This is a genomic window from Tolypothrix sp. VBCCA 56010 (genome assembly GCF_050875635.1).
Classification (GTDB): Bacteria; Cyanobacteriota; Cyanobacteriia; order Cyanobacteriales; family Nostocaceae; genus Hassallia.
Genome location: NZ_JBPAOH010000077.1, coordinates 1 through 26,626 on the forward strand (window position 1 = coordinate 1; position 26,626 = coordinate 26,626).

The 26,626-nt window shown below is 41.3% G+C and carries 22 protein-coding genes and 2 rRNA genes; 10 read left to right on the forward strand and 14 right to left on the reverse strand.

Annotation, left to right across the window (positions count from 1 at the left end; all coding sequences use genetic code 11):
- The 3 genes from AABK37_RS23525 to AABK37_RS23535 all read left to right on the forward strand — a co-directional run.
- Positions 1-101 (forward strand): 23S ribosomal RNA (locus tag AABK37_RS23525); the annotation flags it as partial.
- Between the two features lie 147 nt (positions 102-248).
- Positions 249-366 (forward strand): 5S ribosomal RNA (gene rrf, locus AABK37_RS23530).
- 93 nt (positions 367-459) lie between these two features.
- The gene (locus AABK37_RS23535) at positions 460-1,113 is read left to right on the forward strand and encodes a Uma2 family endonuclease (RefSeq protein WP_432553955.1); all 654 of its coding nucleotides are present in this window, start codon (positions 460-462) and stop codon (positions 1,111-1,113) included.
- Between the two features lie 573 nt (positions 1,114-1,686).
- On the opposite strand, the gene AABK37_RS23540 is transcribed toward AABK37_RS23535, so the two are convergent.
- Genes AABK37_RS23540 through ndhC form a run of 3 tightly spaced genes read right to left on the reverse strand, consistent with a single transcriptional unit; the run spans position 1,687 to position 3,294 of the window.
- A complete protein-coding gene (locus AABK37_RS23540; RefSeq protein WP_432553956.1) occupies positions 1,687-2,214 on the reverse strand; it encodes an NAD(P)H-quinone oxidoreductase subunit J in 528 nt (175 codons plus the stop codon).
- Positions 2,207-2,941 (reverse strand): photosynthetic/respiratory NAD(P)H-quinone oxidoreductase subunit K, encoded by a 735-nt coding sequence (gene ndhK, locus AABK37_RS23545; RefSeq protein WP_089125453.1) that lies wholly within the window; start codon positions 2,939-2,941, stop codon positions 2,207-2,209. The genes AABK37_RS23540 and ndhK overlap by 8 nt, the downstream gene beginning before the upstream one ends.
- A complete protein-coding gene (gene ndhC, locus AABK37_RS23550) occupies positions 2,932-3,294 on the reverse strand; it encodes a photosynthetic/respiratory NAD(P)H-quinone oxidoreductase subunit C (protein ID WP_026093494.1) in 363 nt (120 codons plus the stop codon). The genes ndhK and ndhC overlap by 10 nt, the downstream gene beginning before the upstream one ends.
- 282 nt (positions 3,295-3,576) lie before the next feature.
- On the opposite strand from ndhC, the gene AABK37_RS23555 reads away from it, so the two are divergent.
- The 6 genes from AABK37_RS23555 (at position 3,577) to AABK37_RS23580 (ending at position 5,865) form a co-directional block, all read left to right on the forward strand.
- The gene (locus tag AABK37_RS23555) at positions 3,577-3,912 is read left to right on the forward strand and encodes a rubredoxin (protein ID WP_039748825.1); all 336 of its coding nucleotides are present in this window, start codon (positions 3,577-3,579) and stop codon (positions 3,910-3,912) included.
- A gap of 92 nt (positions 3,913-4,004) precedes the next feature.
- Positions 4,005-5,030 carry a photosynthesis system II assembly factor Ycf48 gene (locus AABK37_RS23560; protein WP_432553957.1) on the forward strand — a complete coding sequence of 342 codons (1,026 nt, stop codon included), beginning with the start codon at positions 4,005-4,007 and terminating at the stop codon, positions 5,028-5,030.
- A gap of 118 nt (positions 5,031-5,148) precedes the next feature.
- Entirely contained in the window at positions 5,149-5,400 is a 252-nt protein-coding gene (gene psbE / locus AABK37_RS23565) for a cytochrome b559 subunit alpha (RefSeq protein ID WP_089125456.1), read from the forward strand.
- 6 nt (positions 5,401-5,406) lie between these two features.
- Positions 5,407-5,544 (forward strand): cytochrome b559 subunit beta, encoded by a 138-nt coding sequence (gene psbF, locus AABK37_RS23570; RefSeq protein WP_039748821.1) that lies wholly within the window; start codon positions 5,407-5,409, stop codon positions 5,542-5,544.
- 9 nt (positions 5,545-5,553) lie between these two features.
- Positions 5,554-5,673, forward strand: a complete 120-nt coding sequence (locus tag AABK37_RS23575) for a photosystem II reaction center protein L (protein WP_089125457.1) — start codon at positions 5,554-5,556, stop codon at positions 5,671-5,673.
- A gap of 72 nt (positions 5,674-5,745) precedes the next feature.
- A complete protein-coding gene (locus AABK37_RS23580; protein ID WP_089125458.1) occupies positions 5,746-5,865 on the forward strand; it encodes a photosystem II reaction center protein J in 120 nt (39 codons plus the stop codon).
- Between the two features lie 184 nt (positions 5,866-6,049).
- Here AABK37_RS23580 and psaI read toward each other — a convergent pair whose 3' ends face one another.
- From psaI to AABK37_RS23630, 10 genes are all read right to left on the reverse strand, one after another.
- Positions 6,050-6,160 carry a photosystem I reaction center subunit VIII gene (gene psaI / locus AABK37_RS23585; protein WP_432553958.1) on the reverse strand — a complete coding sequence of 37 codons (111 nt, stop codon included), beginning with the start codon at positions 6,158-6,160 and terminating at the stop codon, positions 6,050-6,052.
- A 147-nt stretch (positions 6,161-6,307) separates the two neighbouring features.
- Entirely contained in the window at positions 6,308-8,893 is a 2,586-nt protein-coding gene (locus AABK37_RS23590) for a hypothetical protein (protein WP_432553959.1), read from the reverse strand.
- Between the two features lie 141 nt (positions 8,894-9,034).
- Positions 9,035-9,694 carry a flagellar motor protein gene (locus AABK37_RS23595; protein WP_432553960.1) on the reverse strand — a complete coding sequence of 220 codons (660 nt, stop codon included), beginning with the start codon at positions 9,692-9,694 and terminating at the stop codon, positions 9,035-9,037.
- A 68-nt stretch (positions 9,695-9,762) separates the two neighbouring features.
- Positions 9,763-11,433 carry a hypothetical protein gene (locus AABK37_RS23600; RefSeq protein WP_432553961.1) on the reverse strand — a complete coding sequence of 557 codons (1,671 nt, stop codon included), beginning with the start codon at positions 11,431-11,433 and terminating at the stop codon, positions 9,763-9,765.
- A gap of 95 nt (positions 11,434-11,528) precedes the next feature.
- On the reverse strand, positions 11,529-14,777 hold the full coding sequence (locus AABK37_RS23605; protein WP_432553962.1) for a tubulin-like doman-containing protein: 3,249 nt from the start codon (positions 14,775-14,777) through the stop codon (positions 11,529-11,531).
- Between the two features lie 18 nt (positions 14,778-14,795).
- Complete coding sequence (locus AABK37_RS23610) at positions 14,796-15,938, reverse strand: vWA domain-containing protein (protein WP_432553963.1); 1,143 nt, start codon at positions 15,936-15,938, stop codon at positions 14,796-14,798.
- Between the two features lie 554 nt (positions 15,939-16,492).
- Positions 16,493-16,738 (reverse strand): hypothetical protein, encoded by a 246-nt coding sequence (locus AABK37_RS23615; RefSeq protein WP_432553964.1) that lies wholly within the window; start codon positions 16,736-16,738, stop codon positions 16,493-16,495.
- A gap of 5 nt (positions 16,739-16,743) precedes the next feature.
- Positions 16,744-17,679, reverse strand: a complete 936-nt coding sequence (locus AABK37_RS23620; RefSeq protein ID WP_432553965.1) for a hypothetical protein — start codon at positions 17,677-17,679, stop codon at positions 16,744-16,746.
- 175 nt (positions 17,680-17,854) lie between these two features.
- Positions 17,855-18,631, reverse strand: a complete 777-nt coding sequence (locus tag AABK37_RS23625; RefSeq protein WP_039748811.1) for an RNA polymerase sigma factor SigF — start codon at positions 18,629-18,631, stop codon at positions 17,855-17,857.
- Positions 18,632-19,264: 633 nt separating this feature from the next.
- Complete coding sequence (locus AABK37_RS23630) at positions 19,265-20,095, reverse strand: photosystem II manganese-stabilizing polypeptide (protein WP_432553966.1); 831 nt, start codon at positions 20,093-20,095, stop codon at positions 19,265-19,267.
- A gap of 672 nt (positions 20,096-20,767) precedes the next feature.
- Between AABK37_RS23630 and AABK37_RS23635 the strand changes: the two genes are divergently transcribed.
- The gene (locus AABK37_RS23635; RefSeq protein WP_432553975.1) at positions 20,768-21,109 is read left to right on the forward strand and encodes a hypothetical protein; all 342 of its coding nucleotides are present in this window, start codon (positions 20,768-20,770) and stop codon (positions 21,107-21,109) included.
- Positions 21,110-21,302: 193 nt separating this feature from the next.
- On the opposite strand, the gene AABK37_RS23640 is transcribed toward AABK37_RS23635, so the two are convergent.
- Complete coding sequence (locus AABK37_RS23640) at positions 21,303-26,603, reverse strand: nSTAND1 domain-containing NTPase (protein WP_432553967.1); 5,301 nt, start codon at positions 26,601-26,603, stop codon at positions 21,303-21,305.
- Between the last annotated feature and the right edge of the window lie 23 nt (positions 26,604-26,626).

The following is a 26,626-nucleotide window of genomic DNA, read 5'->3' on the forward strand; positions in this document are numbered from 1 at the left end:
AGTAGGTAAGGTCACAAGTAGAACACTTGTTAATAGGCGGTAGGTGGAAGTGCAGTAATGTATGCAGCCGAGCCGTGCTAATAGACCGAGGGCTTGACCTCTAGACAATTGGTTTGATTCGCTTCACACAGCAGTCTGAAGGGTTTTGCTAATTGGCAATGGGCTCTATCGCAACGGGCATTGATGAAACAGATAACTAAAATCTTTGCCCAATGCCCAATTCCCCATGCCCCAAAACCACAAGTTTTCCTGGTGTTAATTGCGCGGTGGAACCACACTGACCCCATCCCGAACTCAGAGGTGAAACACAGCAGCGGCGACGATAGTCTAGGGGTAGCCCTACGCCAAAATAGCTCGATGCCAGGATTTATAATTTAATAAACATAAAGCCTTCTCTAAATAATTAGAGGAGGCTTTTGTTTTTGCTATGATTATTTAAACATGCGGTGGATTACTTTCATGACATTACCCACCATCACCCAAAGTACGATTGAACTTGCTCCAGGGGATGAGTTAATCCTGCGTTTCAGAACTTGGGATGATTATGAAGATTTACTCACCCGTCGGCTGGATAAAGCGGGACTAAAGATTCGATATAGCAGCGCTACTCAAGAAATTAGAATTATGTCACCTTTGCCAGGGCATGGCAAAAATACTGATATACTAGCAGACTTGGTGAAGGCAATGTTGCGACATCAAGGTCAGGACTGGGAGGCTTTTACACCTATTACTCTCAAGCGTGTAAACCAACAGGGAGCAGAACCCGATTACTGTTTTTATGTTCAAAATCGAGAGCGCATCTTAGCAAAGGAGCGCATTGACTTTGAAGTTGACCCCCCTCCCGATTTAGCAATTGAGGTTGATTTAACTTCTACTACGAAAGCAGAGGACTATCAAGCGATCGCCCCTACTGAACTTTGGATTTATCGCCGGAGTAATTTACTTATCTATCTGTTCGATGGGCAACAGTATCAGGAAAGTCAAACGAGTTATAATTTTCCTGATGTTGATGTGAAAAAACTGATATCGCAGTACGTTGAACGAGGATGGCAGATTGGTTCTAGTGTTGCTGTGCGAGAGTTTAAAAGGTTTTTGAAAGAAGGTAGTTATTGACTCAACATTATTAGTGATATTGTAAGTTGGTTAAGTTAAGTGCAATTTAATCAACAACATAACGAAGTAATTATGAACATTTTCTATTATCTGTAACTGCTTGGTTATCTTTTCTTGTATTTTAATCCACAATTATTTTATACATAGTGGTATTATATGCCATAAAACATCGGACTATAAATAAGTTTAATAGCTGTCCAAAGAATGATATGAGACATCATCACTCCAAGTCATCCTATTTATCTGATTTGTTGCACCACCCAGTATCAGTAACTTCAAAAAAATCATTTTTCTATAGCCTTTAACAATCTGCCAACTTCGTTAAAGAGATTGTACAACAGAAGATTTTTCAATGATGATTGTTTGCAGGTAAAATATTAAGGAAAATCCTAGATACATTGCTGGTATTATAAAAAGTATTATTCCCATAATGACAATAATTCAGTAGAATCCGGATTTTAAAGAATTGGTATAAGTCCTACTTTTTATCGTGCAGAAAAAAGGCGCGAAACAAAAAATCACCCCCCTCTTCACAATTAAAGAGGGGGGTAAGAGTGTGAGGTGCTATTCACTCTAGTAGGCGTCTTGCATCTCGTAGAAATCAGGCGAGATGTAATCTTTACGCAAAGGAAAACCTACCCAATCTTCTGGCATCAACAAGCGTTTGAGATTCGGGTGTCCTTCATAGACAATGCCGAATAAATCGTAAGATTCACGCTCTTGCCAGTCTGCGGTCTTCCAAATCCAATAAACTGAAGGTACTCTGGGATTTTCTCGTGGTAAGAACACCTTTACTCGCACTTCTTCAGGGCGATCGCTATTATCACCGACTTTAATCAAGTGATACATACTGACCAACTCCTGTCCAGGTCCAGTATCAATACCACATTGACACTGAAGATAATTAAACCCGTAGGCATACAGTGCAGTAGAAATTGGCAACAAAAAATCTGGCTCAACCTTAATAATTTCTACCCCATTATGGTCGGGTGCCAAAAACTCATGAGCAAAGCCATTTTCTGTTAACCATTGGGAAACTTTACCCGCTTGTACCAATGACTCTTTTTCTACTGGTACTGGTTTGGATTCTTCATCAGCCACGGCTAGCTTCCTCCTTTTGCCCCTGTGTTAGCAGCGCAGGTGGTATCGGCATACCTATAGCTTCCGTCAATTCCTTGGGCGGAGTGAAGCGAGTTTCTGACTGCATATATTTACCAGTGAGAATTTGCTCGGCTTGCTTCATATTATGAGTCGTGCTGTAGTAGCGGTGAGTTTGCTTAATCAAACTCCGCTCTTGCATCGAATCATTAGCTATCTTCTTCCGCAACTTGATAATCGCGTCAATAATTGCTTCTGGACGCGGTGGACAACCGGGTAAATACACGTCCACGGGAATCAGCTTATCAACTCCACGCACTGCTGTGGGAGAATCCACGCTAAACATCCCACCAGTAATCGTACAAGCTCCCATAGCGATTACATACTTGGGTTCCGGCATTTGTTCATAAAGACGCACCAACTGAGGTGCCATCTTCATAGTGATCGTTCCTGCCGTAATAATTAAATCAGCTTGCCGGGGGCTAGAACGAGGAATTAGTCCGAAACGGTCAAAATCAAATCGGGAACCAATCAAAGCTGCAAACTCAATAAAACAGCAAGCCGTACCAAACAACAAGGGCCACAAACTCGAAAGCCGCGCCCAGTTGTATAAATCATCAACCGTAGTGAGAATTACGTTTTCTGAAAGGTCTTGAGTAACTGTAGTCCGCTCAATCGGATTGATAATTCGCTCTTTATCTTCGGTAGTTGAATTAGTATTCAAGACCATTCCAAAGCTCCTTTACGCCATGCATAAACTAGGGCAACTACAAGAATCGCAATAAAAATCAGTGCTTCAATAAATGCCAATAGCCCCAAACGGTGGAAAGCGACCGCCCAAGGATAGAGAAACACAGTCTCCACATCAAAGACCACGAAGACCAGCGCAAACATGTAGTAGCGAATATTGAACTGAATCCAAGCTCCACCGATGGGTTCCATGCCGGATTCATAGGTGGTGCGCCGTTCCGGGTTGCGACCACTGGGTCTGAGGAGCTTCGACGCTGAAAGCGCCAGGGCAGGCACTAGGCTACAGACTAATAAGAAGCCTAGAAGGTATTCGTAACCGCTGAGGACAAACACAATAAATATCTACCTACCGCTATTGGGGTCAAGGGGATTGGGGACTGGGGACTAGGGACTAGGAACGCTTGAAAGAGATTATTCACATAAATCTGTTTCTTCCTAGTACCCAGTCACCAGTACCATTACCCTAATCCCTATACATTATATCTTTTTGATGGATGCTGAATGCTGCGAAACAGACAGGCTTGAGGTATTTGATTCCTTTTTGATTGTGATAGAAAAGTCTAACAGTTATGTCATAATTTTTAACGTATATTTAATATTCGCCCCTTAGCCGCCATGAGTGAACAAGCTGTTGAGACTCAAGAGTTAGACCGCTACGAGTGTCGTGCTTGCGGTTACATCTATCAACCTGAAAAGGGAGATGACAGCAATGACATTCCCCCAGGAACACCTTTCGCAGAATTGCCCATAACCTGGCGCTGCCCGGTTTGTGCTGCGAAAAAGAACGCTTTCGCCAATGTCGGTCCCCAAGGCACAGCATCCGGCTTTAAGGAAAATCTCGGTTATGGATTGGGTGTCAACCAGCTGACACCGACCCAAAAAAATATCCTGATTTTCGGTGCATTGGCTCTTGCTTTCTTGTTTTTTTTAAGTCTCTACGGTTTACAGTAAGTTGGGCGTTTGCCTTACCTACGTAAAAACCGATTACTTAAAGTAACCTTTGAAAAACCCTAGACAAATTTAGAAGAAACTAAAAAATACAGATGCATTCAATTGTAAGAAGTTGGCAAAGAATACTTGCCTTGTTGGTAGTCGTCCTCATGTGTATAGGTTGTAGCAAAGTTCCCTCTACCAGCTACAATCCTTGGGAAATCATTACTGTGCCAACACAGGCGAAACTGCTGGATATTGCCTTTACTGATAACCTTCAGCATGGCTATTTAGTCGGTAGCAGCGCTACTTTGTTGGAAACAAAAGACGGTGGTGAAACTTGGAAACCTTTAACACTGCAACTTGACGATCCGAAGTATCGGTTTAACTCAGTCAGTTTTTCGCTTAAAGAAGGGTGGATAGTCGGAGAGCCAGGTCTGGTATTGCACACTACTGATGAAGGTGCTTCGTGGTCGCGCATTCCCGTAAGCGAAAAGCTACCCGGCGGTCCAATTAGCATTTTGGCATTGGGAAAAAACTCAGCCGAGATGGTTACAAATGTAGGAGCAATATATAAGACTACAGACGGCGGTAAAAACTGGAAAGCACAGGTAGAACAAGCAGTTGGTGTGCTGCGTAACATCAAGCGATCGCCTGATGGTAAATATGTTGGCGTTTCTGCCAAAGGTAACTTCTACTCAACTTGGGAACCGGGACAAACTGCTTGGGTTCCTCATAACCGCAATAGTTCTAGACGAGTTGAAAATATGGGGTTTACCGATAATGGGCAATTATGGATGCTAGCACGAGGCGGTCAAGTCCAATTTAATGACCCAGAAAAACCTGAAGAATGGCTGGAAGCTCAATATCCAGAAGTCTCTACAAGCTGGGGCTTACTAGATATGGCATATCGCACACCCGAAGAAATTTGGCTCGGTGGTGGTAGTGGTAACTTGCTGCGGAGTGCTGATGGTGGCAAAACCTGGGAAAAAGACCGTGATGTGGAAGGAGTTCCGGCGAATTTGTATAAAATTGTGTTCTTTTCTCCGGAACACGGATTTATTATTGGCGATCGCGGTATTTTACTAAAATATCAACCAAGTGTTGCTTACTCTTTGAAGTCAGACGCTAAGTCTTAATCTCAGTTTGGGTATTTTTCTTGCAATTTATGAGAACTAGGTTGCAAGTTGTAACTCTTTCTAAACTTTGTAGGATAATATTCTCAAGAACAATCTTCATTCTAAGGTAGGAGTCTAAATGTCAGGTACCACTGGAGAACGTCCGTTTTCGGACATTATTACCAGCGTTCGTTACTGGGTGATTCACAGCATCACCATCCCAGCATTATTTATTGCAGGTTGGTTATTTGTTAGCACCGGACTGGCTTATGATGTATTTGGCACACCCCGTCCGAACGAATATTACCCAAGAGCGGAGCAAGTAGCACCGCCAATTGTTAAAGATCGTTTTGAAGCTAAAAAGCAAATTGAACAATTTACAGGAAAATAGTTTGACATGACCACCGGCAATAACGTTAATCAACCAATTACTTACCCGATTTTTACGGTTAGATGGCTTGCAGTTCACACTCTAGCTGTACCCACCGTGTTCTTTTTGGGTGCGATCGCTTCAATGCAGTTTATTCAACGCTAGGAGGAACTCATGGATAGATCGCCAAATCCTAATAAACAGCCGGTCGAACTAAACCGGACTTCGCTTTACCTGGGACTACTACTGATTTTTGTTCTGGGGATTCTATTTTCCAGTTACTTCTTTAACTAACAAAGAACCACTGGTATTAATCCTTGTTTATTTAACAAGCGTTGATTTTTTTATTAAGGGAGGAGAAAAGCTGTGTCTGGAAGTGGAAGAATTCCCCTGTGGGTTGTCGCTACAATCGCAGGGTTAGGTGTAATTACTGTTGTAGGCATTTTCTTTTACGGGGCTTACGCCGGAATCGGTTCTTCCATATAATTGTGGCTGGAACTGAATACCGCTGCTGTGTGAATTTTAAGCGCAATTGTTGAGAAATCAGCATAAAAAAAACCGCCTGTCTTTTAAAGATAGGCGGTATTTTAATTTTGAGTAGCCTGATAAATCTGCAAAAAATCGATGAAAAATTAATCATCGGTTTTTGGGATTGGGGATTTATCCAAACTTAGGCTATATCTTCGCGTTCAATGTATATAAGCATGAACGCAAATACCACTGCTGGAAAAATTAAACCAGTCAGAGGAACCAAGATAGAAGGCAAAAATGAAGCTGACATAGTAAAGATTCCTGTTAAATCTCACTGCAATTCATTCTGGAGCTTACTGCAAATTGTGCCTCATTTTTGAAAATCTATCATATTTTTAACAAATTGAGATTTTATAAGGGGTAGGGATAAAAATTTTCCCCTTAACTCCCCGCAAGCTTATATTCCCAGCAGTTCATCTAGCTGCAAAGTTGGCAAATCTGGAGGAATCACAGTCCTTGTGATTGTAACTTTATGACTTTCCTGTTGAGTTGCCATATCTATAGCGATCGCCTCTAAGCGAATTTCCAAACAGCCAAAGGGAATATTTAATTGAGTCATCACCTCCAAATCTCCCAAAGAATTAGGTAGCAAATTCTTCAGCAAATGCGGACCGTCTAGCAACCAGCGAGTTTGACAATCCTCCATCCACAACTTTACAGCCATTTGCTCCCGCACGTAAGGCAGATGCACGCGCACCCTCACAGACTTGCCAGCGATAAGTTCACCTTCTGGTACATGCAGTTGCGGAATTGGCAATGGATTCCAATTAGCCGCTGCTATAGCTAGAGAAACCGATAAATCTGTAACAGGTTCGTTTTTTTGCTTCAACAAACCGCTTTGCGTAGTATCGGCTTCAGATTCATCTGCTGTATCATCTACAACAATCTCTTGTGCCAACCAACTTGGCTGTATTTGAGGATGAGGGGCAGGTGCTAATTGTGGTACTTGCGGGGAGAAGGAAACTTCTGATACTTTTCCCTCAGGTAGCGTGTCCGTATCTTCTTCCTCAATATCGCCTTGTTGTGTCTCCATATCAGATACTAACGGCAAATTAACATCAGCAGTCAAAGTTTGTTCGTCCAAAGAAAGCGGATATTCTTCAGAAATAGTCTGGTTAGCTGGAGTATAGCTATAGTAGTTCTGAGGCTGCACATTGATCGGTTCAGGCAACGAGTAGCCTTGAGTCTGCATCCACTTTCTGATTAAAGGGGATGAATAGGGGTTGTCTGGTGTGATTAATTCAGAAGCTTGCGGAAGAACTACTTCTGCAAAAGAATTATCCGGCGATCGCGCATCCAGTTCGACTAATTCCGGTGCATCTGGAGAGCCTTCTAAGTCAATTGCATTTTCCGACTCAGCTACAGTAGTATTAAGCTGCGGCGATTCCTCATGAGTTTGATAATCCAAAGCATCTTGCACGTTGCTTTGAACTGCTTCAAAGTCAGTAGGTAAAGGTTTAAGCGGTGTCAAATATCTAAAAGTAGAGCCTGCACTCAGAGAAAGTCTTGTTTGTTCCTCAATTATTGGTACTTGACGCTCGGTTATAGTATCTGTGTTCTCTAAACGCTGCGATTTTGGCGACGTGTCCAAAACAACAGCAGCAGCTATCATTTTAGTTTGCCCGTGAGAAAACGTTGGCAATTCAGGCGATGTCTTTTGAGAAGAAGCACTTCTACGCGCTGCTGATTTCCTTAGCGATCGCGGATCAATTCGCGGTGGTAAAGCTTTTTTCGGCGATGTCTGAAAAACCAAATTCCGATCGTATCTTACGCTTTTTACCAGATTAAACAGTTGTAAATCAAGGGTTGATGGTAATGGTTCTTGATTGATAGGCGGCGCTAGCTGAGAATCTAGTTCTGGTGTACTATGTTTGACAGCAGTGGTAATTGCCAGTAATTCTGTCACATCTGCTGTAATTGTGAAAGACTGGCTGGCTAACAGTGTTACCTCACCAATTCCAGCGAGTGCGCCATAGAAACTCATGTCTGCTAAAATCAGCTTAGATTCGCAATCAGCCGGAATTTCAATCTGACTGCTAATAGTACACGGTAAAATCTTTTCAGGTAAAGGTTGCCTGACTTGAGTTAATATTTCCGATTTTTGGGGCGATCGCATTTCAATTCGCACTTCTGCCGCACAGACGCTTTCTAAATCTGATGTGTCACTCAGCAGCTCTTGTTTTAATTCTACGCGTCCATTGACACAGAGAGTTTCTCCCCAACGAGCAACATAAGTTTCCTGCTCTAAGGTTAGCAGTAGTGGTGGCGGTGCTTGCTCTTCTGGAGTTTCTTTTATCTCTTCATCGTTTAGCAGAGATTCAGAAGCGGGTAAAGCTAACTCTAATAAGTTTTGTAAAATTTGCTCTGCCGTTTCACCTTTGACCCATACTGGGGTAATAGGTACATCTTCTTCTTTTATAGTTGGCAAAGGCTCAGTAGTCGCAGCGTTACTTTCTCTAGTAATTACTGATGCCTTAACGGTGATAGTGTTATGTATCGTACTAGAAGTTTGGGCTGCGGTTGTTGATAAGCTGTTGCGATGAGAAAAAGTATCTTCGCGATCGTCATCGTCATCGTCATCGCTCTGATGATGATGGTCAGAGTCGTCCATCCTGACATCCGATAAAACAGTTGATTCGGGCAGAACTTGTATTTTGATAGTATGTTGCCAGGATTTACCGAGCATATCAGACATCAAATCGCCAGAGCATCGTAACTCCCAAACTCCCGGTTTCAAGTGGGTGAAGGGGATAACTGCCATTAAGCCTTCATTGTTAGTGCGACGCGATCGCTTTTGAACTCGTCGTAGAAGAGGAACTTCCTGAGTGGAGGAATGAATTACGCGCACTTCTACATCTATATTGGGACGGTTAGAGCGAGCCAAAACTCGATACCGACCTGAGAGTATTTCTAAGTTTGGCGATTCCAAGGTATGCCAAGAGCGATCGCCCTGTTTCTGTATTAGAAATTGCCAGTGTTCCATTGTGGGTGATGCCGAAACCGAAGGGAAGCACAGTAATATTTTGCATTACTTTGCTAGCCAGTGTACCCCAGGAATTTGTAATTTCATCACCTGTTTATACAAAAGAACAATTACACCTCTGTTGCAACTCCCGTGTACTTTTTACTTTACTTCTGTGACTTCACCCAAGCGGGTAAAGCGAATTTCAATGCGTCGTCGTGTGGCATCTCCCTGACGCTGGTTCTTTGGTATAGGGGCAAACCCCCCATTTGGTAGTATTAACTGTGCAGCTGAATAGGCGCGAAGATTAATTCCTTGCATCCTACCCTGTTGTTTTTGGATGTCAAGCAACACTCTGACAACTGCGAGGGAACGCATCAATCCTAAGTCGGCGTTAGAGCCTGCTTTGAGATCGCCGACTCTTATTTCACCACTAGCTACTTTTTCTAAATTCTGGTCTAGATTGCTTGTGGTACTACCAATAGATTCTTCATCAGTATGACCGATTATTTCAACCGTATTTATTTGAAAATTTTTTGTATTTTTTTCAATATCAGGTACGATTTTATTTCTGATATAATCAGACATTGCCCTTGGTATTTCCGCGCTCCCAGGGTCAAATCGGTAATTTTCATCTTTTATCAACAAAATTGGCGGTGTGCCTGTATTTTTATTATTAGATATTTGCGATATTGTATACTTGGCGCTAGCTATTAACAATAAGAAAAGAAGTATCATGAAGGCATTGGACATTAAGTCTGTGAAAGCAGACCAAATATTCAGGTCTTCATTGTAATGAGTATTCCGCGAACGACGAGGCATAATTGGAAGTTGAGATTATTTTATTATATTTAAGAGAAAATTTTAATGTTTCTGAGTTATTGGAAAAATTATCTACTTGACTCTTTTTTAATTTGAGAAAGTTCTTCCTTAATGTCACTAAGTTCTTGAATACATTGTTGAACGCTTTCTTTAATTTTTGTTCCTACATTTTGATAACTTTTGATATTATATTCAGTTGCTTCTTGAATACCTCCAAGCAAGCGATCGCTTATCTTTTTGTTTTCTGAAGTTGTTTTCACATTGTTGTATTTGAGTAACTCCATCAAATCTAACTTTAATGTGTCAATTTGGACGTTTAACTGATTTGCATAACCTTCTAGATTAGAGACAACAGTATGAAATTGTTGGTTGTTAGTGTCGAGTTGCTCAGATAAGTTTAAAATAAAGCGATCGCCTAAAGACTCAATTCCCAAATTTACCCCTTCCGTATAGCTTCTGACCATACCTACCAACTCTGTCAGAGTAACTTCTAGCCCATTGAAACTATCAGCTTTATTCGCAATTTTTTCCTCTAAATTATCAATTTTTTTAGTCACTCTTCCTAAATTGGTAGCACCTTGCTTAAGTTGAGGAATAATCTCGCTAAGAGAGTTTTGGTTAGTTTGATGCGATTCTAATACTTTCACTGAAGTTTGATTAACACTTCTTATTTCTTCTCCTAAACGCTGAACTTCACTGACTGCTGTTGCAATAGATATTACAGTATCAGCCAAACTTGCAGCAGACTGAGAAAATCTTGTCTGTGTGTTAGCCAAATCTGCTGTAGCATCTGATAATCTCTGGGGAAACTGGCTTTTATCAAATGTTTCAGCAGCTTGTTTAAATATCTCAGATTTTGCCTTCAGTTCTTCACCAGCAATCTTAAATTCAGTAGCAGCAGCAGATATAGTTCCAGAAGATACTGTAAAACCCTCATAAACTTGTTTTGCTAGTTCATTGGCTTTTTTATTTTCTTCCGCAATTTCTTTGGCTACTTTTCCTAAAGATTGCTCAACGACATCCCGAACATTCTTACCAAAGTTAGTTAAAAATTCATTTTGCAAATTAGCCATTCTGTCAACAGCTTTATCAAGACGAGTATGACCATCTATTGTTGGTTGATAAATATTGTCTAAGTAATCTTCTAAAGAACTAATAAGTCGATACTTGGCTTGGCTAGTATTTTGTAACCAGTTAACTACCGTCAAGACAACACTAAAGAATAGTCCTATTAAACTAGTAAAAAAGGCAACGTTCATGCCTTGTAATGGTTTCTTTAGTTCAGTCACTAAAGTAGTTACATTACTAGTAGTCGTTTGATTGATTGTTTGATTGATTTCTGACAAACTAATTGTAATACCCAAAAAAGTACCGAGTAAGCCAAAAGCTAGCAATAAATTAGGTAGAATGCGGCAGAAATAATCGATTTGGTCACAACTAACTTCTTGAGTAAAAACTAAGAAATGCACTTTAATCTTTTCTTGGCTATAAACTTGGTCAATTAAAGCTGCCGTATTAACATTATCTAATTGAATACTAGCTTGTTGAAATCTGCTTTTAATATTTTTGACAGTCTGAGGTTCTGTTACACTTTTGTTTCCACCAATCAGCATTTTAACTTTGTCAGCTTCTCCAACCAGATGTTGATAGAGAGACCTGCGTGAAACAAAAGCAGCTATAGATGGCAAAATTACAAGTACAATAGTGAAAATAATTAAGTAAGGTGGTATGAATGGCATGAAAACACTCTTAATATTTTGGGAGTATATTAAAAACTAGTAGGTTGTGTTTTGTAATTGCGATGCACGCGCATCACAACTACAAACTAGCTAGATTACACTGGGTATTTATTGAATATTTCTTGACGCAAGCGATCGTACTCTTCTTGACTTAGAATACCATCATCCAAATCTTGTTTTAAATGCTTGATTTCTAAACGCCGTTTTGTCATATTATCGCCATCTACAGGGTAATCAACAACAACTATCTCCCCAGATATAGCTTTCTGATTTAATGTATTTGTTGGTGGAGCAATTTGCTGTTGTATTTTAAATCGCTGCTCTAGCTTTCTACGGAAACGATTAATAATTCCCTCTTTAGCTGTGGGATCATTGTTTGCATAAGTTCCTAATACTGTAACTTTGTAGGGGTAATTAGGACTATCTTCAGGTAATTTATCAACTTCCTTGACAAACTGCCGCAATTTAGGAAAATATTCATTGTCCAAAAGTTCAGGTTGTCTTTCTATTTGAGCAATTTCATCATCTAAAAGCTTCTGCAAAGCTTCACTCATATTCTTGCGGTTAGCAAGTTGCTCCAAAGCTTGACTCCACTCAGGATTCAGAGACGCAGTATTATAACTATAGCGAGATTCATCATAATATTGAAATTCTAATTCATGGTTTTGCTGGTTTTTCTCTAATAACCCAAACGCTAGGCAAGGATAGAAAATATCCTCCAATTCCTCGATTATTCTCGCATCAGGAGGGATGATATCAGGAAATGTTGCGCGATAATCATTATGTAGAAAAGATGTCGCAGAACTCTGTTCACGGATGTAGGGGTTTCTCATCCTTTCTAGATTGCCGATTAATCTTAGAGGAAAACCAGCGTACTCATTCACAATTAAAATTTCGTCGTCAGCTTGAGTCGGTTTGATTACACTTATAGCAATTCCCAAATCCTGTCCCAGCAAAGTTTTAAACTGTTTTACTTCTAACTCATCTGTGTCTTTAAATCCCACTAATTTACTACTTTTAGCAAGGTCATCGTGGAAATAGGGGTCAGTCAAATTAAGACGCAGCAGGGGTTCAGCTTCTTGCATAATTTGTGCCAAGCGAGTTGAACGTGCTGCAACTGAGTAGTTTTGCATGAAGCGCTTAATCACATTAACTATATTGATACCGCGAGAAGTGAATATGCTATCAACCTTAAGATCGACTTCTTTTTGCAGTTGGTATGGAGTCGTGCGATCGCGGTCTATAAAACTTGCTAAAGATTGTCCCCGTCCCGTTGGTTCTGTAATTTCTGAACTGACAAACACTAACTGGTGGCGAACATCATCTTCTGGTAACATATTTTGGTAACAGCTATCAATATCTTCACTATCAAATATTGCTTCACCGCTCATTTCATCAAAATTCAGTTGTCTCAAATCCCGCTCTTGTTTCTCATAAGTGCTTTGCAAATTTTCTACGCTTGCATTAAAAGCAGCTACTTGAGTTGCTCTTTCTTGAACATGCCTTTGCAACTCACTGACAATTCGTAGCGCTGACTGAAAGACTTCCAACTCAAAATTATGCTTAATCAGGTCATAGACTTCCCGTACCACCCTTTTAGCTTCAGCTTGTACTTGGCTATTTTTATTGTTGAGTAATGGAATACCAGCTTTCTGCTCAATTTCTTCAATTATTTGTTCAGCATCATGCCATTTTTTATCTATATCTTCCGAGCGTTTCATACTGCCCAAATTGGTGATTTCTTCCTGATTATTGCGTTGATAGTTATGCAATTCATGTTGTAAAGCATCTAGCCAGTTGCGGGTGCTTTTAATCGAGAAGTTAGGCTCTATGGGAGTAAGTAATTGATTGATAAAGTCATCAATATTTGTTTTCAGTTCTTTGCTGATGGTAGAACGAATTTGTTGCACTTTTGTTAGCCAAATTCCCCTGCTACTTTCAGTCTCACCGGGTTGAATTTTCCTAAATTGTTCGCGAAACTCTCTTGACAACTGTTGTCTTATACCATTCCGGTCATCTTTATTTTGGCAATCAGAGATTGACCGTTCTAATTTATTTCTCCAAGCGTTGATTATATTACTAAAATTTTTATTAGATTCTTGGACAGATTCAGTTAGTCTGGTAGTTATACCATCCTTTTTCGCTTGGTCGCTGTGCCAACGATACTGAATTAAAAATTGTTCAAGTAGACTTGAGGGGTCTGGACTTTGACCTTCGCCATTTAACCAGAATTTTACTAGTTCTAAACTGACACGATTTAAGGCAATTTGAACAATGGTATCGCGAGGGAAATAAATAGCCGCCAGTCCAAATGTTAAAAAACGTTGGACATTCTGACGTGGGTGTTTATCGCACTTAATCATGTGTTGCAGAAAATTGTCTCTGTTGCCTTTAACTACTGGTGCTAATTCACCAGAAAAGTCTAAAGCAATCTTATGAGCAATAACGTTGCACAACTTACCTTGTGCTAAGATTTGATACTCGCCACCTGTTTGACTGGAAACTAAATAAGCGTAGTCAAAAGGCGGTCGCGGCTGCTGCACATACACCAAATTTGGAATATCATAACAAGCTTCAAACTTTGTGCCGGAACTGCTGTAATAATTTAATTCTTTGAGAGCAGCATAAGTATTGGCACTCATATTGGGAGTGTTACCATACAATTCTGGACTAATCACTAAATAGCCGACAATTTGAGCGTCTTGACTGCCATAAAGATGCCTAAGACTATAAGCAACGTCTAAAAACATTCCGCTTCCTGTACCGCCGCAAAGAGAACCCACGACAAAAATATTTAGTCCCGGTTCCACTCTTAAACCTTCTCTTAGCAATAGAGAATCATGTCCTCTTGTACGTTTTTCTGCTGTTTCAATTGCTGTTTTAATCTTTTGGTAATTGTGGAAAAAAGCCAGTCTTCCAACGGGTCTAATACCTTTTGCACCTTCTTCTACTGCTTTAATATTTCGTAGTAATTGAGGGGGAAACCATCTACCAATATGGTCATAAGGTCCATAGCCAGTGTATTCTGAACGCCGCTCCAATCCTTCCACAAACATAGTAACTTCAGCAGAGGACATAGTAGCACTGACTTTCTCTGCTTCCCGAAAGCTGAGGTCAACGCCATGATAAGTACTTCCTGTACGAATACCAGTTACTTGGGTTGCGGCTTTATCGGTATCGATATGGACAAAACTAACAATTGGTAAGTTGTTTAAATCGCCATAGCGGTCTACAATTAGCCGCCGAATTCGCATCAAAACATCGCGTCCAGTACCGCCTAATCCTACACAAATTGTGCGATTTATTCCGCGATATTGAAGTTCATTTGCAGTGCTGTTAATCATGCTTTAATTCCGTAGATACTATTTTTTAACTTTAATTACTATTTGGTAGTCGCGATTTTTATATGGACAATTTATCCGGAACGTAGAACTAGAGATGAAAGTGCGCGACGTAATTTCATTATTGTTGTAATAAATTTGTGCTGAATTAGTTGGTACTAAATATAACCTCTCGCCTTTCCTCTCTAAATATGCTCTGACTTCTGAACCTGGACAGTCAATAGAATCTGTACAAGAAGCATCATATTCACCAATTGCAATGCGTTTGTTGTTTGGTAATCTACATTTTTGGTCTTCGGGGTTTTCTGTGGCTTCAAAATCAACTTTCAATTCCCACTTCTTTTGTAGACGCAATAATTTAATTAACCCAAAAAGCAAACCCGCAAATATTAATAGTGAAATTAAACTTGGTAGCCACAACTGCTTAATTAAATAAGGAGTAACTAAACAAGTTTCTTCACCCCCTGGTGCTGGCGTACAAATTTCCTGGACAGTAGGCGCAATATCAACGACAGTGAGTTTATATTCTTTGTTGTTATTGGTTGTAATTGAGCGCGATCGCTCTTTTATCGGCAAAGCTTTAATCCAGGCTTGTCGCTGTTGACTTTCTGGAGAGTTTGCTATCCGAAAAGGACTAATAGCCGGAGTTTCCACCCACACTTGTGAGGTAATTCCCGGTTGGGTAAATAAAGGCGCGTCTGTAACCCAAACAACTGACTGCGGCTTGATTGGTTGACTTTTCTGGAGACGATTTTGATTGATTTGAGCAAGACCTTGATAAATACTTAATTCAGCTCGCTGAATATCTGTGCCGTAGCGGTTTGGATCAAAGGCAAAAGGTATTTTTGCTAATACTTTGTCAATATTTTCTTGACTTTTAATATTAAATTGTATGGGTGTTCCCAATGGATTTACACCGGGCGGAACTTCTTCTAAAGCTACATTTTTATCAAAAGGAACAACGTAAACTGAATCTCCCGGTTTTAGGCTATCTTCAACAATCTGACGTAAGCGAATACGACCCTCATCATTCAATCCGACGCTTTCCGTCAAATCAATAGCCAAGACAACATCCCGTTTGCCATGCAAAACTGAGACTAAATTTAAACCGATTTTTTGTACAGAGCTAAGTGGTTGTCCAGGGATAACTTGTGTAAATATCACAAATAATATATTTACTAATCAGTATATTAGACTTATTGCACAAGATACTCGGCGAATGCAACTCGCGGCACTTTCTTTCATCCCCGTTAGTTAAACAAGAGAGTTTTACCTATGTGCTTACGCGCACCCATTATTCCTCGCTAAGATAACGCACGCGAACTTCAATGCACAGTGATTTTGGTCACAAGTGTATTATTTTATATTGTATATATTGATATTGCCATCCTTTCACTACAAGCTCTGCCAAGCATCTGTAAGGACATTTTGGTCTAACAGTGAAGGTTTTCTTGTATATGCGGGTACTTATCTAAACCAAAGCTTTTGGAGTCTTCTATAACTATATAACAATTAGCCGCCTCACTTTTATAGGTGTCCGGGAATTCTAATTGCTGCTAAATTTATGAAAAGCGATCGCCGAAAATATTAAGATTCTTAAATAATAAATAAGCTAAAAACAAACTACCCAACAAACTAACGCTCTGGTTGGGTAGATTAACTTCACCCCAATAAATCTTGACTAGCGGACTAGTTCAAAAAGATCTAAACTTCAGTTGTCAAACACCATAGCAATTTTGATAGTAAGCCAAAATTTCCTTGACACGTTGCCGACTTTCTGCATTAGAGTTTGGCATCCAAGATATCTCTAAGTCGGCGATTTGACTTTGATTGTAATCAAACTGTGGAGACGACTGGGGAATTAAACTGACTTCTACCCCTTCGACTTGACGCAGATGAGCCGCTATTTCTTGATAGACTGCTAAAGGCAACCCAGGAAATTCAATTTTCTCCTTCGTCTCCATCTTTATCAAGCTCCGGTACTAGTAGGATTTTGGGGTGGTGTTGTGACTGAAACAGGGTTTTCCGGTGTTGTCGCGGGTGAAGCTGCGTTGATAGGCGATTCTCCTACATTTCTAGCAACTTCCATACCGTATTGTTCAAAAATCACGACTGGGTTAGAGCCTTCATTCATTTCAATACGTTTTACCAGTACACCGTTTGCCAATCGCTGTCCTGCCAGCACATAGCGACTCGTCGGTTCATTTGGTACTTTGATAATTGCCTGGGGTTCTTGACCAATTAAAACTACACCTGTGACAAGAACTGCTCTTGCTAATTCAGGTTGTACTGGCGGTGGTAATACAGATACTAAAGTCGGGTTGGGGACAACTAAAGGTAAAACCTTGGGTACGACTGGAGTAAAACCAGGGCTAGGTTTTGGTAGGCGTGCAGAAGCGATCGCTCCTTTGTTTATTTTATTTATTTTATTCTTTTGTGCCCTCAAAAGTTGTGGCTGACTCGGTATTCTAGTTTTGGCTGATATTACCGCGCTGCGTGTGGGAACTTTTCTTGACGTAATTATTGCACGCCTAGCAACTGGTAGGGGAGGTAACACCGGAACCGATCTGCCAAATGTAGTAGGCGTGTTCGTGTTCGTGTTCGACGTGCTGGCATACGTCGGCGAGAAAAGTTGTCCAAACGGGTCAGGGCGACCTTTTGGCACTACAATTACCCGCTCTGTGGCATTAGTTGGTTGAATTAAGTTAGGAGTAGTAGAAGCTACTATTGGAGCCTGTTTAGCAGGTACAACTGGATTTTTAAACGATTGAATCGCCGATGGGGGCTGAGTTGGTGCGCTGTTGGGAGTTGGCGTAGGATTACTAGCTTGTTCTGATTCGGAAGCACAAGAGGCGATCGCTAAAGCCAAAATAGCTGCCACTGCAATTTTTAAATTTCTGCCCATTAACCGTTCTCAAAAGCTATAGGAAAATTTGTTAATTGAAATCTACCTGATGAAATTTACATCAAAGGCGAAATCTGTTCCTTTTATAACCTACTTTTTTGCTTTTTAAAGATGGCTTTAAATACTGTCAGTAAGCGTGAAAATGCGGATGAAAAATTACTGATATTATTTGCATTTAATCTTCTGCCACAGACATTAAATGTTTCAACAAGTCCAGCCCTTTTTTAACTCTCCGGGAAACTGTTACTACACTAATTCCTAAATGTTCTGCAACTTGTTTTTGTGTCAAGTCCTGTAAAAATACGCATTCTAAAACTTCGCGGGTGCGTTTTTCTAGCTGAAAGAGTGCTTGTTGCAGGCGAATTTGGTCTTCTTGCGCTAGTTGAAAGCTGCGGTAACGGTTATCTGGAACCAATTCTCCCAAGTTAGTAGAATTTTCTTCTCCGTCCTGTACAGGCACATCTAGGCTTAATGGAGCGCGATTGACCCATGCTAATTTAATTTCTTGCCATTCGCTTGTAGAAATTAAGAGCGCTGCTGCTAATTCCGAGTCAGTTGGCTGACGATTGTATTTTTCGCGCAAAGAACGCGAAACTCCTATTGACTGCTGTTGCAGCGCTAACCAGCGTCGGGGAATCCGCACGGTGACACCTTTATCTCGGAGGTAGTGTTGAATTTCACCCCGAATGTAAGGAATGGCAAAGGAACTGAAAGCATGACCTTTGCAAATTTCAAATTTTTCAATAGCTCGAATTAAACCTAAACAGCCCACCTGGAGCAAGTCTTCATAGTTTTCCTGACATTGATTCATCCAGTAGTGAGCTTCTTTTCTCACCAGTCCAAAATTAAGTTTTACCAGTTGATTGCGAACAGTTGCCGAGGGGGATTGCTGATATTCTCGCAACAACTGCCAAATTTCATGCTTCAGTTCGTAGGTGACAGTGGTTGGCATAGCACCGCTTTTATAAGTCAAACAGACAGTGAAAAAGAGTTCTTGAAAGGGGAAATATGAGTGTTTTTTATTTAGCTTTGGGATGACCTATAGCTATAAAAAAGTACCTAGACAAAAAATATAAAATTTGTTACTAATTATCAAACCGAAATTGTACTTAATTTTTTTTATTAACGATCGGGTTTTCGTCTAGAGATAAACTGAAGCTAAAAAAGATTTATATAGATACGAGCAACTTTTTTCCGCAAAATTACTGAAATTTAAAAAAGTCATTCATGACATCTTTAAATTGGGGACGCTTGGATTAGGAACTGGGAAAACTTCTTGCCAATCGCTAGGACGCTTGATATTCACCCAATAAAAAAAAAGGGCTGTGTAGCCCTTTTTGGATTTAAATTGGTTGTGATGATGCCAGGTAAGTCAAATAAGAGCGCTTTTTAGCAGAGGAAAAGCCTTAGTCCCCTAGCATTTCTCAGATGGAATATGAAAGGGGAAAGAAAGTGCGTAGACGCGTAGCGGCTTGTCGTGAGACATCGCTTTGTACCGCAACAGATGCGGAACGCCTGGTTAACCTAAACATTGAACAAAATTACGGTTTTGAGTACCATTTATGTGTGGATACTCAATCTTGATTTAGGCAGTTGGTTCAACCCGACCGTAAAACAGACCGCGAATTTTAACTTCTTTAGGTTCGCCAGCGCCTAAATCGGTATCGGAGGGCTGGTCACTCTCGAATGTACCAGCAATTTCACCAGTAGCACTATCTACTTTGGCAATCGAGAGAGAAATTCTCCCTTTAAGAACTTCTGCACGCTTAACGTTAGTTCGGGTAAGGTCTTTCTTATCTGCTTGGGCAGGGAGAGCCACTGCATTATCATAGCCACTGACGACACCGCGACCTTTAGGATCTAAAAAGGCAGCACCGCGATAAGAAGGAACTTTGAATTCGCCTTCAAAATCCGTGGAAGTATTAATCGAAGTCAAACCAGGTTGTGATTGAGCAACCAAGTTTTTGATGGTGAACAGGAAAGGTACTCGTTCACCGCCAGGTAGTTGTACAGTGGTGGCTTGGAAGTCTAAACCATCTTTTTCGACAAAAGTCAAGCTTTTATCTGGATTGACTTTTATATCGCCTTGCACCTGGTCAATGGTGGAAGTGTATCTGGTCAACAATTTGCCCGCAATAAATTCAGCTTCTTGCCGTTTGTTAGCAGGTTCTTCTTTGATGAAGTAATTAGTCGGTTCCAAACACAGTTCTTTGAGCACGTAAGACTGGCTAGAATCAACGGGAATGGAACCACGGCTTGTTTCTGTTAATTGGGGGCATTTGTTAGCCAAGCCAGTGCCTCGAATCTGTTCGTAAGTGAGTAAATCCCTGCTACTACTCGAGGGAGCATCACTACAAGCTGTGATTAGTCCCAGGCATAAAGCCAAGAATGCAACAATTAAAGCGCGATACCTCATGGTCAACCTCAATTTCGTCAAAAATTAATATCTCAGTTGTAAAACTGGGTAGGGTCAAGGAAAATATGGCTATTCTTCTTGTCCCATCCGAAGCAGTGCGTGGGATTTTTACCCCACACGGCTACAATCATGCGTTTTTACCCTTTTGTCATTATCGGGCTTCAGGCTGCCATCAGTAACAGTTTTTTCGTCATGGCATAGCATCCATAGCGTAGACAAAAGTCTTTGGTTGTTACGTAGATGTCGCCACTACATGTGTTATGCAATTAAACTAAGCCAGATCATACGATTTTTTTTAAGGAAAAATCTAAGGACTTTGATCTAAGGCAGAAAATGTGCGATCGCGCTTGCAAATTTTGTTGCCTAACCTTTCTGAGGTAAAGCATACACAAAGCGCGAATTAATGGGTTTTACCCTCACATTTCGTTGCTTGCCTATGGTGGCACTTTCCTTGGGAACGAGAGGACTTTGAAAACCCCAAAGGTACAGATGTCGTCTAGAAGCGATCGCTACTGACTTCCGTATACATAAATTTATACTTTTCCCTAACTGAGGTAGAAGGGCAGCAGAAAGCTATAAGTATTTTTTCACACAGAGGTTTGCTAGCAAACAAATCAAAGCGAAAAATCTCCGGTAAATTTGAGTAGACCTCCTAAACAGATATACGGTGGCATGAACAACGGCATTAATGTTGATTCAAAGAAGTTGTCTTTTAAATTGCAAGCGATCGCAACTGCGGTACATGATGCATCGGAAATTTGTCAAGGGGATACTATCGCGCTTTTGGCGTTGCTACGGCAGTTAGAACAGTTACACCGAGAGATCCGAGATGGGGTATTTCAAGAAAGTTTGCCTGATAACCGTCAGGCACTCTACGCACTCCTGAAAGACATTGAGTCTGAGGGGGGCTGGCCCTATATTGAGCGCATGAGGCTACAAGCCTATATAGCAAATATGCAGCAAGAAGCAGCTTCAGAAAACGAAGAACTGAAAGAGAAGCGATCGCAACCTTGATTGGTAATGGGCAATGGGCAATGGGCATGGGGCAGTGGGCAATGGGTAATGGGCAATGGGCAATGGGCAATGGGCATTGGTAATAAAAGATGCTTTCCATGCCCCATGCCCGATGCCCCATGACGGCAGGTGCTACAACGGAGGGAACCTCCGCAACGCACTGCCTCCCCCATGCCCCATGCCCTATGCCCAATTAGCGCCTTTGAGTAATATCATCACACATATGGCGATCGCGCTCTTCAACATTGTGGTTGTGCTTGAGGTAATCACTCATCCAGCTACAACCACGAACTAGCAGGTCGTCTAAATCTAAATTCCACAAAATTATCGTGTTGTCATCACTAGCCGATGCTAGTGTATTACCTTGTGGGCTAAAGCTGACACTTAATACTGGACCCTGATGTCCGTTGAGGGTTTTGATCAATTTGCCTTCATGACTCCAGAGTTTGACAGTGCTGTCCCAACTAGCAGAGGCTAGAAGTTCGCCGTTGGGACTAAAAGTGACAGCGTTAACACTATCGCTGTACCCCCTTAACAAGGTTTTCAACAACGTACCATCCCAGCGCCACAGCTTAACTGTGTTGTCCCAACTGGCAGAAGCTAGCAGGCGATCGGTAGGGCTAAAACTCACGCCTAAAACCCAACTTTCATGGGGTAAAAAACTTTTTAACAAAGTACCATCCCGTCGCCAAAGTTTGACTGTTTGGTCATCGCTGGCAGAAGCTATAACTCGACCATCGGGACTGAAATTAACGCTATTTACCCAACCCTGATGTCCTTTTAAGGTTTTTAGCAAACTCCCGTCACGATTCCAAAGTTTAATTGTCTTATCTTTAGAAGCTGATGCCAATAACTGACCATCTGGACTGAAGCTGACGCTCATCACACTATTACTATGCCCTTGGAGAGTATGAAGTAAAGAGCCGTCGCGTCGCCAAAGTTTCACAGTTTTGTCATAACTTGCTGATGCTAGTACTTTACCTGTTGGGTCAAAACTGACACTAGGAACTCTATCAGTATGTCCCAAGAGAGTTTTATAAAGTCGAGTGACAACGCCTTTGCTAGTAATTTCTCGTTGCCAGAGTTTGACAGTGCGATCGCGACTGCCTGAAGCTAACATTTTGCCATCCGCACTCCAAGCAACGCTCAAAACGCGATCCTTATGTCCAGTAAGGATGGGCAGCCTGGGAGGATTTAAACTCCATAGTTTTACGCTTTTGTCGTAACTTGCTGATGCCAAAATTTTGTTATCTGGGCTGAAAGCGACACTGGCGACAGCATCGCTATGTCCCTTCAAGGTTTTGAGTAACGTACCCCGAACACTCCAGACGTTGATTGTATTGTCATCACTTCCTGAGGCTAGCTGTTGACCATTGTCACTGAAACTGAGGCTCCAAACTGGACTTGTATGCTGCCGTAAAGTTCTGTAAGGACGAAACTTCAAGACATCTTGAGTACTCTTGCCACGTCGCCAAAGCATCACTTTTTTATCTCGACCTGCTGATGCTAACAGTTGACCGTCGGGGCTGAAATCGACAACAGTCACACCCTTTTCATGTCCTGACAAAGTTGTGACTAAACTACCGTCCCGTCGCCAGATTTTCACTGTTTTGTCATCACTTGCCGAGGCGATGAACTTACCATCGGGACTGAAAGTTACCCAATTAACCCATCCTTTATGTCCTTTCAGTATTTTTACTAAACTACCGTCGCGCCGCCAAAGTTTGATGGTTGCGTCTTTACTGCCAGTAGCTAACAACTCACCGTCAGGACTGAAATTAACGCTATAAACCCAATCACGGTGTCCTTTTAAGGTTTTGTATGGTTGGGGGTCAAATTCGCCATTGATGGGGTTTCTGTGCCAAATCAGCACTGTTTTGTCGAGACTGGAGGAAGCCAGAGTTTGACCATCGGGGCTGAAACTAACGCTGCTAACAGCATCGCTATGACCTTTAAGGGTTTGGAGTAAGGTGCCGTCAGGACGCCACAGTTTCACTGTTTTGTCTGTACTACCTGATGCCAGCAACTGACCATCAGGGCTGAAAGTTACACCCCAGACGGTATCAGTATGCCCTTCCAAGCGGTTTAACTCAGTTACTCCATAAACTGCCTGCTGGAGTGCTGTCACTACCCGCATCCGAGTATCTGGTTGGATTTTATCTGCAATTTTGAGTCGTTGCCAAGCCCGCAAACTTTCTAAGAGGGCATCAAACTCTTTATTTGAGGCAAATAGCGCTTCACTACTAGCAGTGAGGGCACTAATTTTAAAGTTGCTTTCGCTGCGTTCGGCTCGTAAAGTTTGGAGAACTGCGGCTCTTTTTTGTGAGTCTGCTTGCCACCATAATGTTGCAATTGTGCCTAGCATGATGAAGAGCGATAAGCCTGCTATACGTGCTTCTCGCAGTCGGCGATGCAAAATTAAATTTAATTGCTCTTGAGAGAGTTTTTGGGCTACTTCTGCTCTAGTTTTTTCAAAGCGAACTTTTTCGAGTTCGGCGACCATTCCATAATCGTTTTTTTGGCGAATTGGTTCAACTAAATAATCGTGAACTAGCTGGTAGCGATCGCCTGACTCTTCCCATATTCGCAATACTAAGCCTGAACCCACCAAAATGTCTAAAATCAATTCCAGACTAAAGACACTCATTGGCGTAATTTCTTCTTTTTTATTGTCTTTCTCTGACTCGACTTCTTCTATCTCTACAGGAAATTCCTCTTCACCGCCTTTTGGAGATAACTCGTTGTCTCCTATTACCACAGTCACCAAATCAGCTTTTGTTTTTAATGGTCTTGTGCCTTTTTCATCAGTTAACTCAAACAATAATTTCCAACTAAGTTGTTCGTTTTCTTGACCGCAATCTTTAATTACTTCCTCAAGCCATCGCTGTACTAGTTTTTTCGAGCCGCCACATTGTTTGTATTGTTCAAGTGTGGTAATATTTTCTGCTTGAAGTTGAGCGCCGACTATTTGTAATTCTATTGGATGTACTTCGTCTACTTCTCCTGCTAAATCTTCGACTAGTTGGTGAATTAACTCATCAGCTAGTTCATAATGCGAACGTTGAGTCAAACTGTGGATAATGCTGATTGCATCTTGGCTAGAGAAGTTTCCTAAGTAGTAACGAATATTCTTATCGAGAATATTTTTATTAATTATTCCTAAATCGTATAAATTATTTACCTTTTTTTCTTGGCTCAAACGTTCAAACTCTAATAAATAATGCAAATAATCTTCTCTTAAAGAAATAATTATTTTTACAAAGCTAATATTGAGGCACTCGCTAAAAAATTTGTAAAACTCTCTGATTTCTTGGGGATGTTTATTAATAAAAAACAATTCTTCCATTTGGTCTAATATAATAACTATTATATGATTGCGCTCGGCTAAAAAGCGAATTTTTTCTAGCAGTATGTTGGAAGAATTTTCTTGAATAATTGAAAGTTCATTTTGTGCCAATGCTTGATTAATAGTACGTTTTAAAGCTGTAAGCCAATCAGCATAAACAGATAATACAATTGGCAAAGGTATGCGTTCGCCAATTACTTTTTCCTTCAAAACTGGTACTAAACCAGCTTTGAGAATTGAACTTTTACCAACGCCTGAGGGTCCATGAATTACTGTAAGTTTGCAGTCAGCACGGGTAATTCTTTCAATCAAGCGATTGATATCTTGCTGCCTTCCAGAAGCGGCTATTTCCTGGGCAAGTCCCGACTGATTAAACGGTCTTTTTTGCGGTTCCAAAACTGGATTAATTCTGTAGCGTTGTGACTGTAATTGACTAGGACCGATAAAGGCGCGAAAGCCGTACTGATGTTCTATTTGAATTTTTTCTTGCTTGAGGCTAAAAGCTTCGGTGTAATCATGGCGCCCAAAAAAGTAGAGCGATCGCAACTGCTCTAAAATCTGCAAATATAGCAATGGCTCGTATTGTACTTCACAAACTACTTTCGCCCATTCCAGATTATTGATGGCTTCCTCAGACTCACCCAAATGTCGCTGAGTGCGTGCCAGCAATAAAAGATACCAACTTTCCTGCTGTCGGGAAACGTCGGCGGCATTTTCGCAAATAGAAAGTGCTGTATTTGCTAATTCATGAGCTAGTAACCAATTAGACTTAGAAGCCGCCACATCTGCTAAAAAACCATAATCTTGAGCCACTTGTGCGGGAGTACCATAAGTTTCATGCAGTTGCAGAGACTTTTCGGCTAATTGCTGCAATTCTTCCCAGGCTTGTAGGCGTTGTAGCATATCAAGCGCAGGCAAAATAAACTTAGCAACTAAGTCTTTTCTTTGCGCTGTTTCCAATACCTCAAGACATTGCTTAAACCACAATAAAGCATCTTGCCAGTAGGTTTTGCCCAGAGTTGGGTATAAGTCTGCCATGCGGCGATAACACAGCCCTAGGTGGAATAGTACTACCGCTTGCCCAAGTTGGGGGGCTTTGGGGTCCCCTACTTGTGGGGTTGGGGGGGAGGGGGGGATGGGGAGAGGAGGAGTGGGGGATGGGGGAGATGGGGGGGATGAGGGAGATGAGGCAGATGAGGAAGCAATAGTAGTTTCCTCCTTGTCCTCCTTGTCCTCCTTGTCTCCTTGTCTCCTTGTCTCCTTGTCCTCCGTGTCCTCCGTGTCCACGCCAGTCGCCTCAACGGAGGGAACCTCCGCACGGCGCTGGCTCCCCACTCCCCCACTCCCCCACTCTCCCTCTCCCCCTGCCTCCTTCCAAAGTGCTAAACTTTTTTGATAATGAATTAAAGCATTATCTATTTGGTCGTCGGCGTATTCGTCGCGACCCAGCACGAATTCTAAACTCGCTTCTAATTCTGGTTCTAAAGTGACGTTATATAGGCGTTGCAAATCATTACGGGCTGACTCAATTTCGCGGCGATGTTGAGATTTGCGAGCTAAATCAAGAGCAGCATTAGATAAAAACTTTTCGGCACCTGCTTCTAAAACTTTGGCAAAGATAAATTCTGTTTCTTGCTGCACTAAAGTAATTAAATCGTATGCAGCCATTTCAAATTTAATGGTGGTTGCCGCCCAGCTTTTAAAATCGGGTGCTAATCGAGAAAGCGATGTTGCTACTTCATCTTGTAGCCATAAAACTAATGGAAAAGGAAGACTCGTAGCGTAGATATCTCGTGCTTGGTTGATGTTAGTGAGTAGGTCTTCGAGGTCAATGACTGATTCTAGACCAGAAATCATCACAGCTGAGGGCAATGAATCTGTGGCAACGATAGGATTATCTAGAAATAGTTCTGATACTATTGTGGTGTGTAAGGCAGTAGTTGATGGCTGAAGAAAGATTTCTCGTAAATTGATATCTTTGGTGAGAAAGCGCAGATGCTCCAACATTGAAGTGCGTAATTGCTGATAATTGCACCTAACTAAAATCAGAGCAAATTGATTTTTGGAAAGTGCGATCGCCCGAATCAGCCTTTGTAGAGAATGCTGATTCTCGCTTTGTTTGCTTGCGTGTGTTAATTGCCGTGTCATAACTAAAAACTGGGCTATTAAAT

Bases quoted from the DNA above. Each gene is read 5' to 3' on its own strand.
- AABK37_RS23630 (WP_432553966.1), bottom strand. From the start codon at position 20,095: ATGAGGTATCGCGCTTTAATTGTTGCATTCTTGGCTTTATGCCTGGGA.
- AABK37_RS23560 (WP_432553957.1), top strand. From the start codon at position 4,005: ATGCATTCAATTGTAAGAAGTTGGCAAAGAATACTTGCCTTGTTGGTA.
- AABK37_RS23595 (WP_432553960.1), bottom strand. From the start codon at position 9,694: ATGCCTCGTCGTTCGCGGAATACTCATTACAATGAAGACCTGAATATT.
- psbE (WP_089125456.1), top strand. From the start codon at position 5,149: ATGTCAGGTACCACTGGAGAACGTCCGTTTTCGGACATTATTACCAGC.
- psbF (WP_039748821.1), top strand. From the start codon at position 5,407: ATGACCACCGGCAATAACGTTAATCAACCAATTACTTACCCGATTTTT.
- AABK37_RS23615 (WP_432553964.1), bottom strand. From the start codon at position 16,738: ATGGAGACGAAGGAGAAAATTGAATTTCCTGGGTTGCCTTTAGCAGTC.
- AABK37_RS23575 (WP_089125457.1), top strand. From the start codon at position 5,554: ATGGATAGATCGCCAAATCCTAATAAACAGCCGGTCGAACTAAACCGG.
- AABK37_RS23535 (WP_432553955.1), top strand. From the start codon at position 460: ATGACATTACCCACCATCACCCAAAGTACGATTGAACTTGCTCCAGGG.
- AABK37_RS23640 (WP_432553967.1), bottom strand. From the start codon at position 26,603: ATGACACGGCAATTAACACACGCAAGCAAACAAAGCGAGAATCAGCAT.
- psaI (WP_432553958.1), bottom strand. From the start codon at position 6,160: ATGTCAGCTTCATTTTTGCCTTCTATCTTGGTTCCTCTGACTGGTTTA.
- AABK37_RS23625 (WP_039748811.1), bottom strand. From the start codon at position 18,631: ATGCCAACCACTGTCACCTACGAACTGAAGCATGAAATTTGGCAGTTG.
- AABK37_RS23635 (WP_432553975.1), top strand. From the start codon at position 20,768: ATGAACAACGGCATTAATGTTGATTCAAAGAAGTTGTCTTTTAAATTG.
- AABK37_RS23555 (WP_039748825.1), top strand. From the start codon at position 3,577: ATGAGTGAACAAGCTGTTGAGACTCAAGAGTTAGACCGCTACGAGTGT.
- AABK37_RS23620 (WP_432553965.1), bottom strand. From the start codon at position 17,679: ATGGGCAGAAATTTAAAAATTGCAGTGGCAGCTATTTTGGCTTTAGCG.
- AABK37_RS23605 (WP_432553962.1), bottom strand. From the start codon at position 14,777: ATGATTAACAGCACTGCAAATGAACTTCAATATCGCGGAATAAATCGC.
- AABK37_RS23590 (WP_432553959.1), bottom strand. From the start codon at position 8,893: ATGGAACACTGGCAATTTCTAATACAGAAACAGGGCGATCGCTCTTGG.
- AABK37_RS23600 (WP_432553961.1), bottom strand. From the start codon at position 11,433: ATGCCATTCATACCACCTTACTTAATTATTTTCACTATTGTACTTGTA.
- ndhK (WP_089125453.1), bottom strand. From the start codon at position 2,941: ATGGTCTTGAATACTAATTCAACTACCGAAGATAAAGAGCGAATTATC.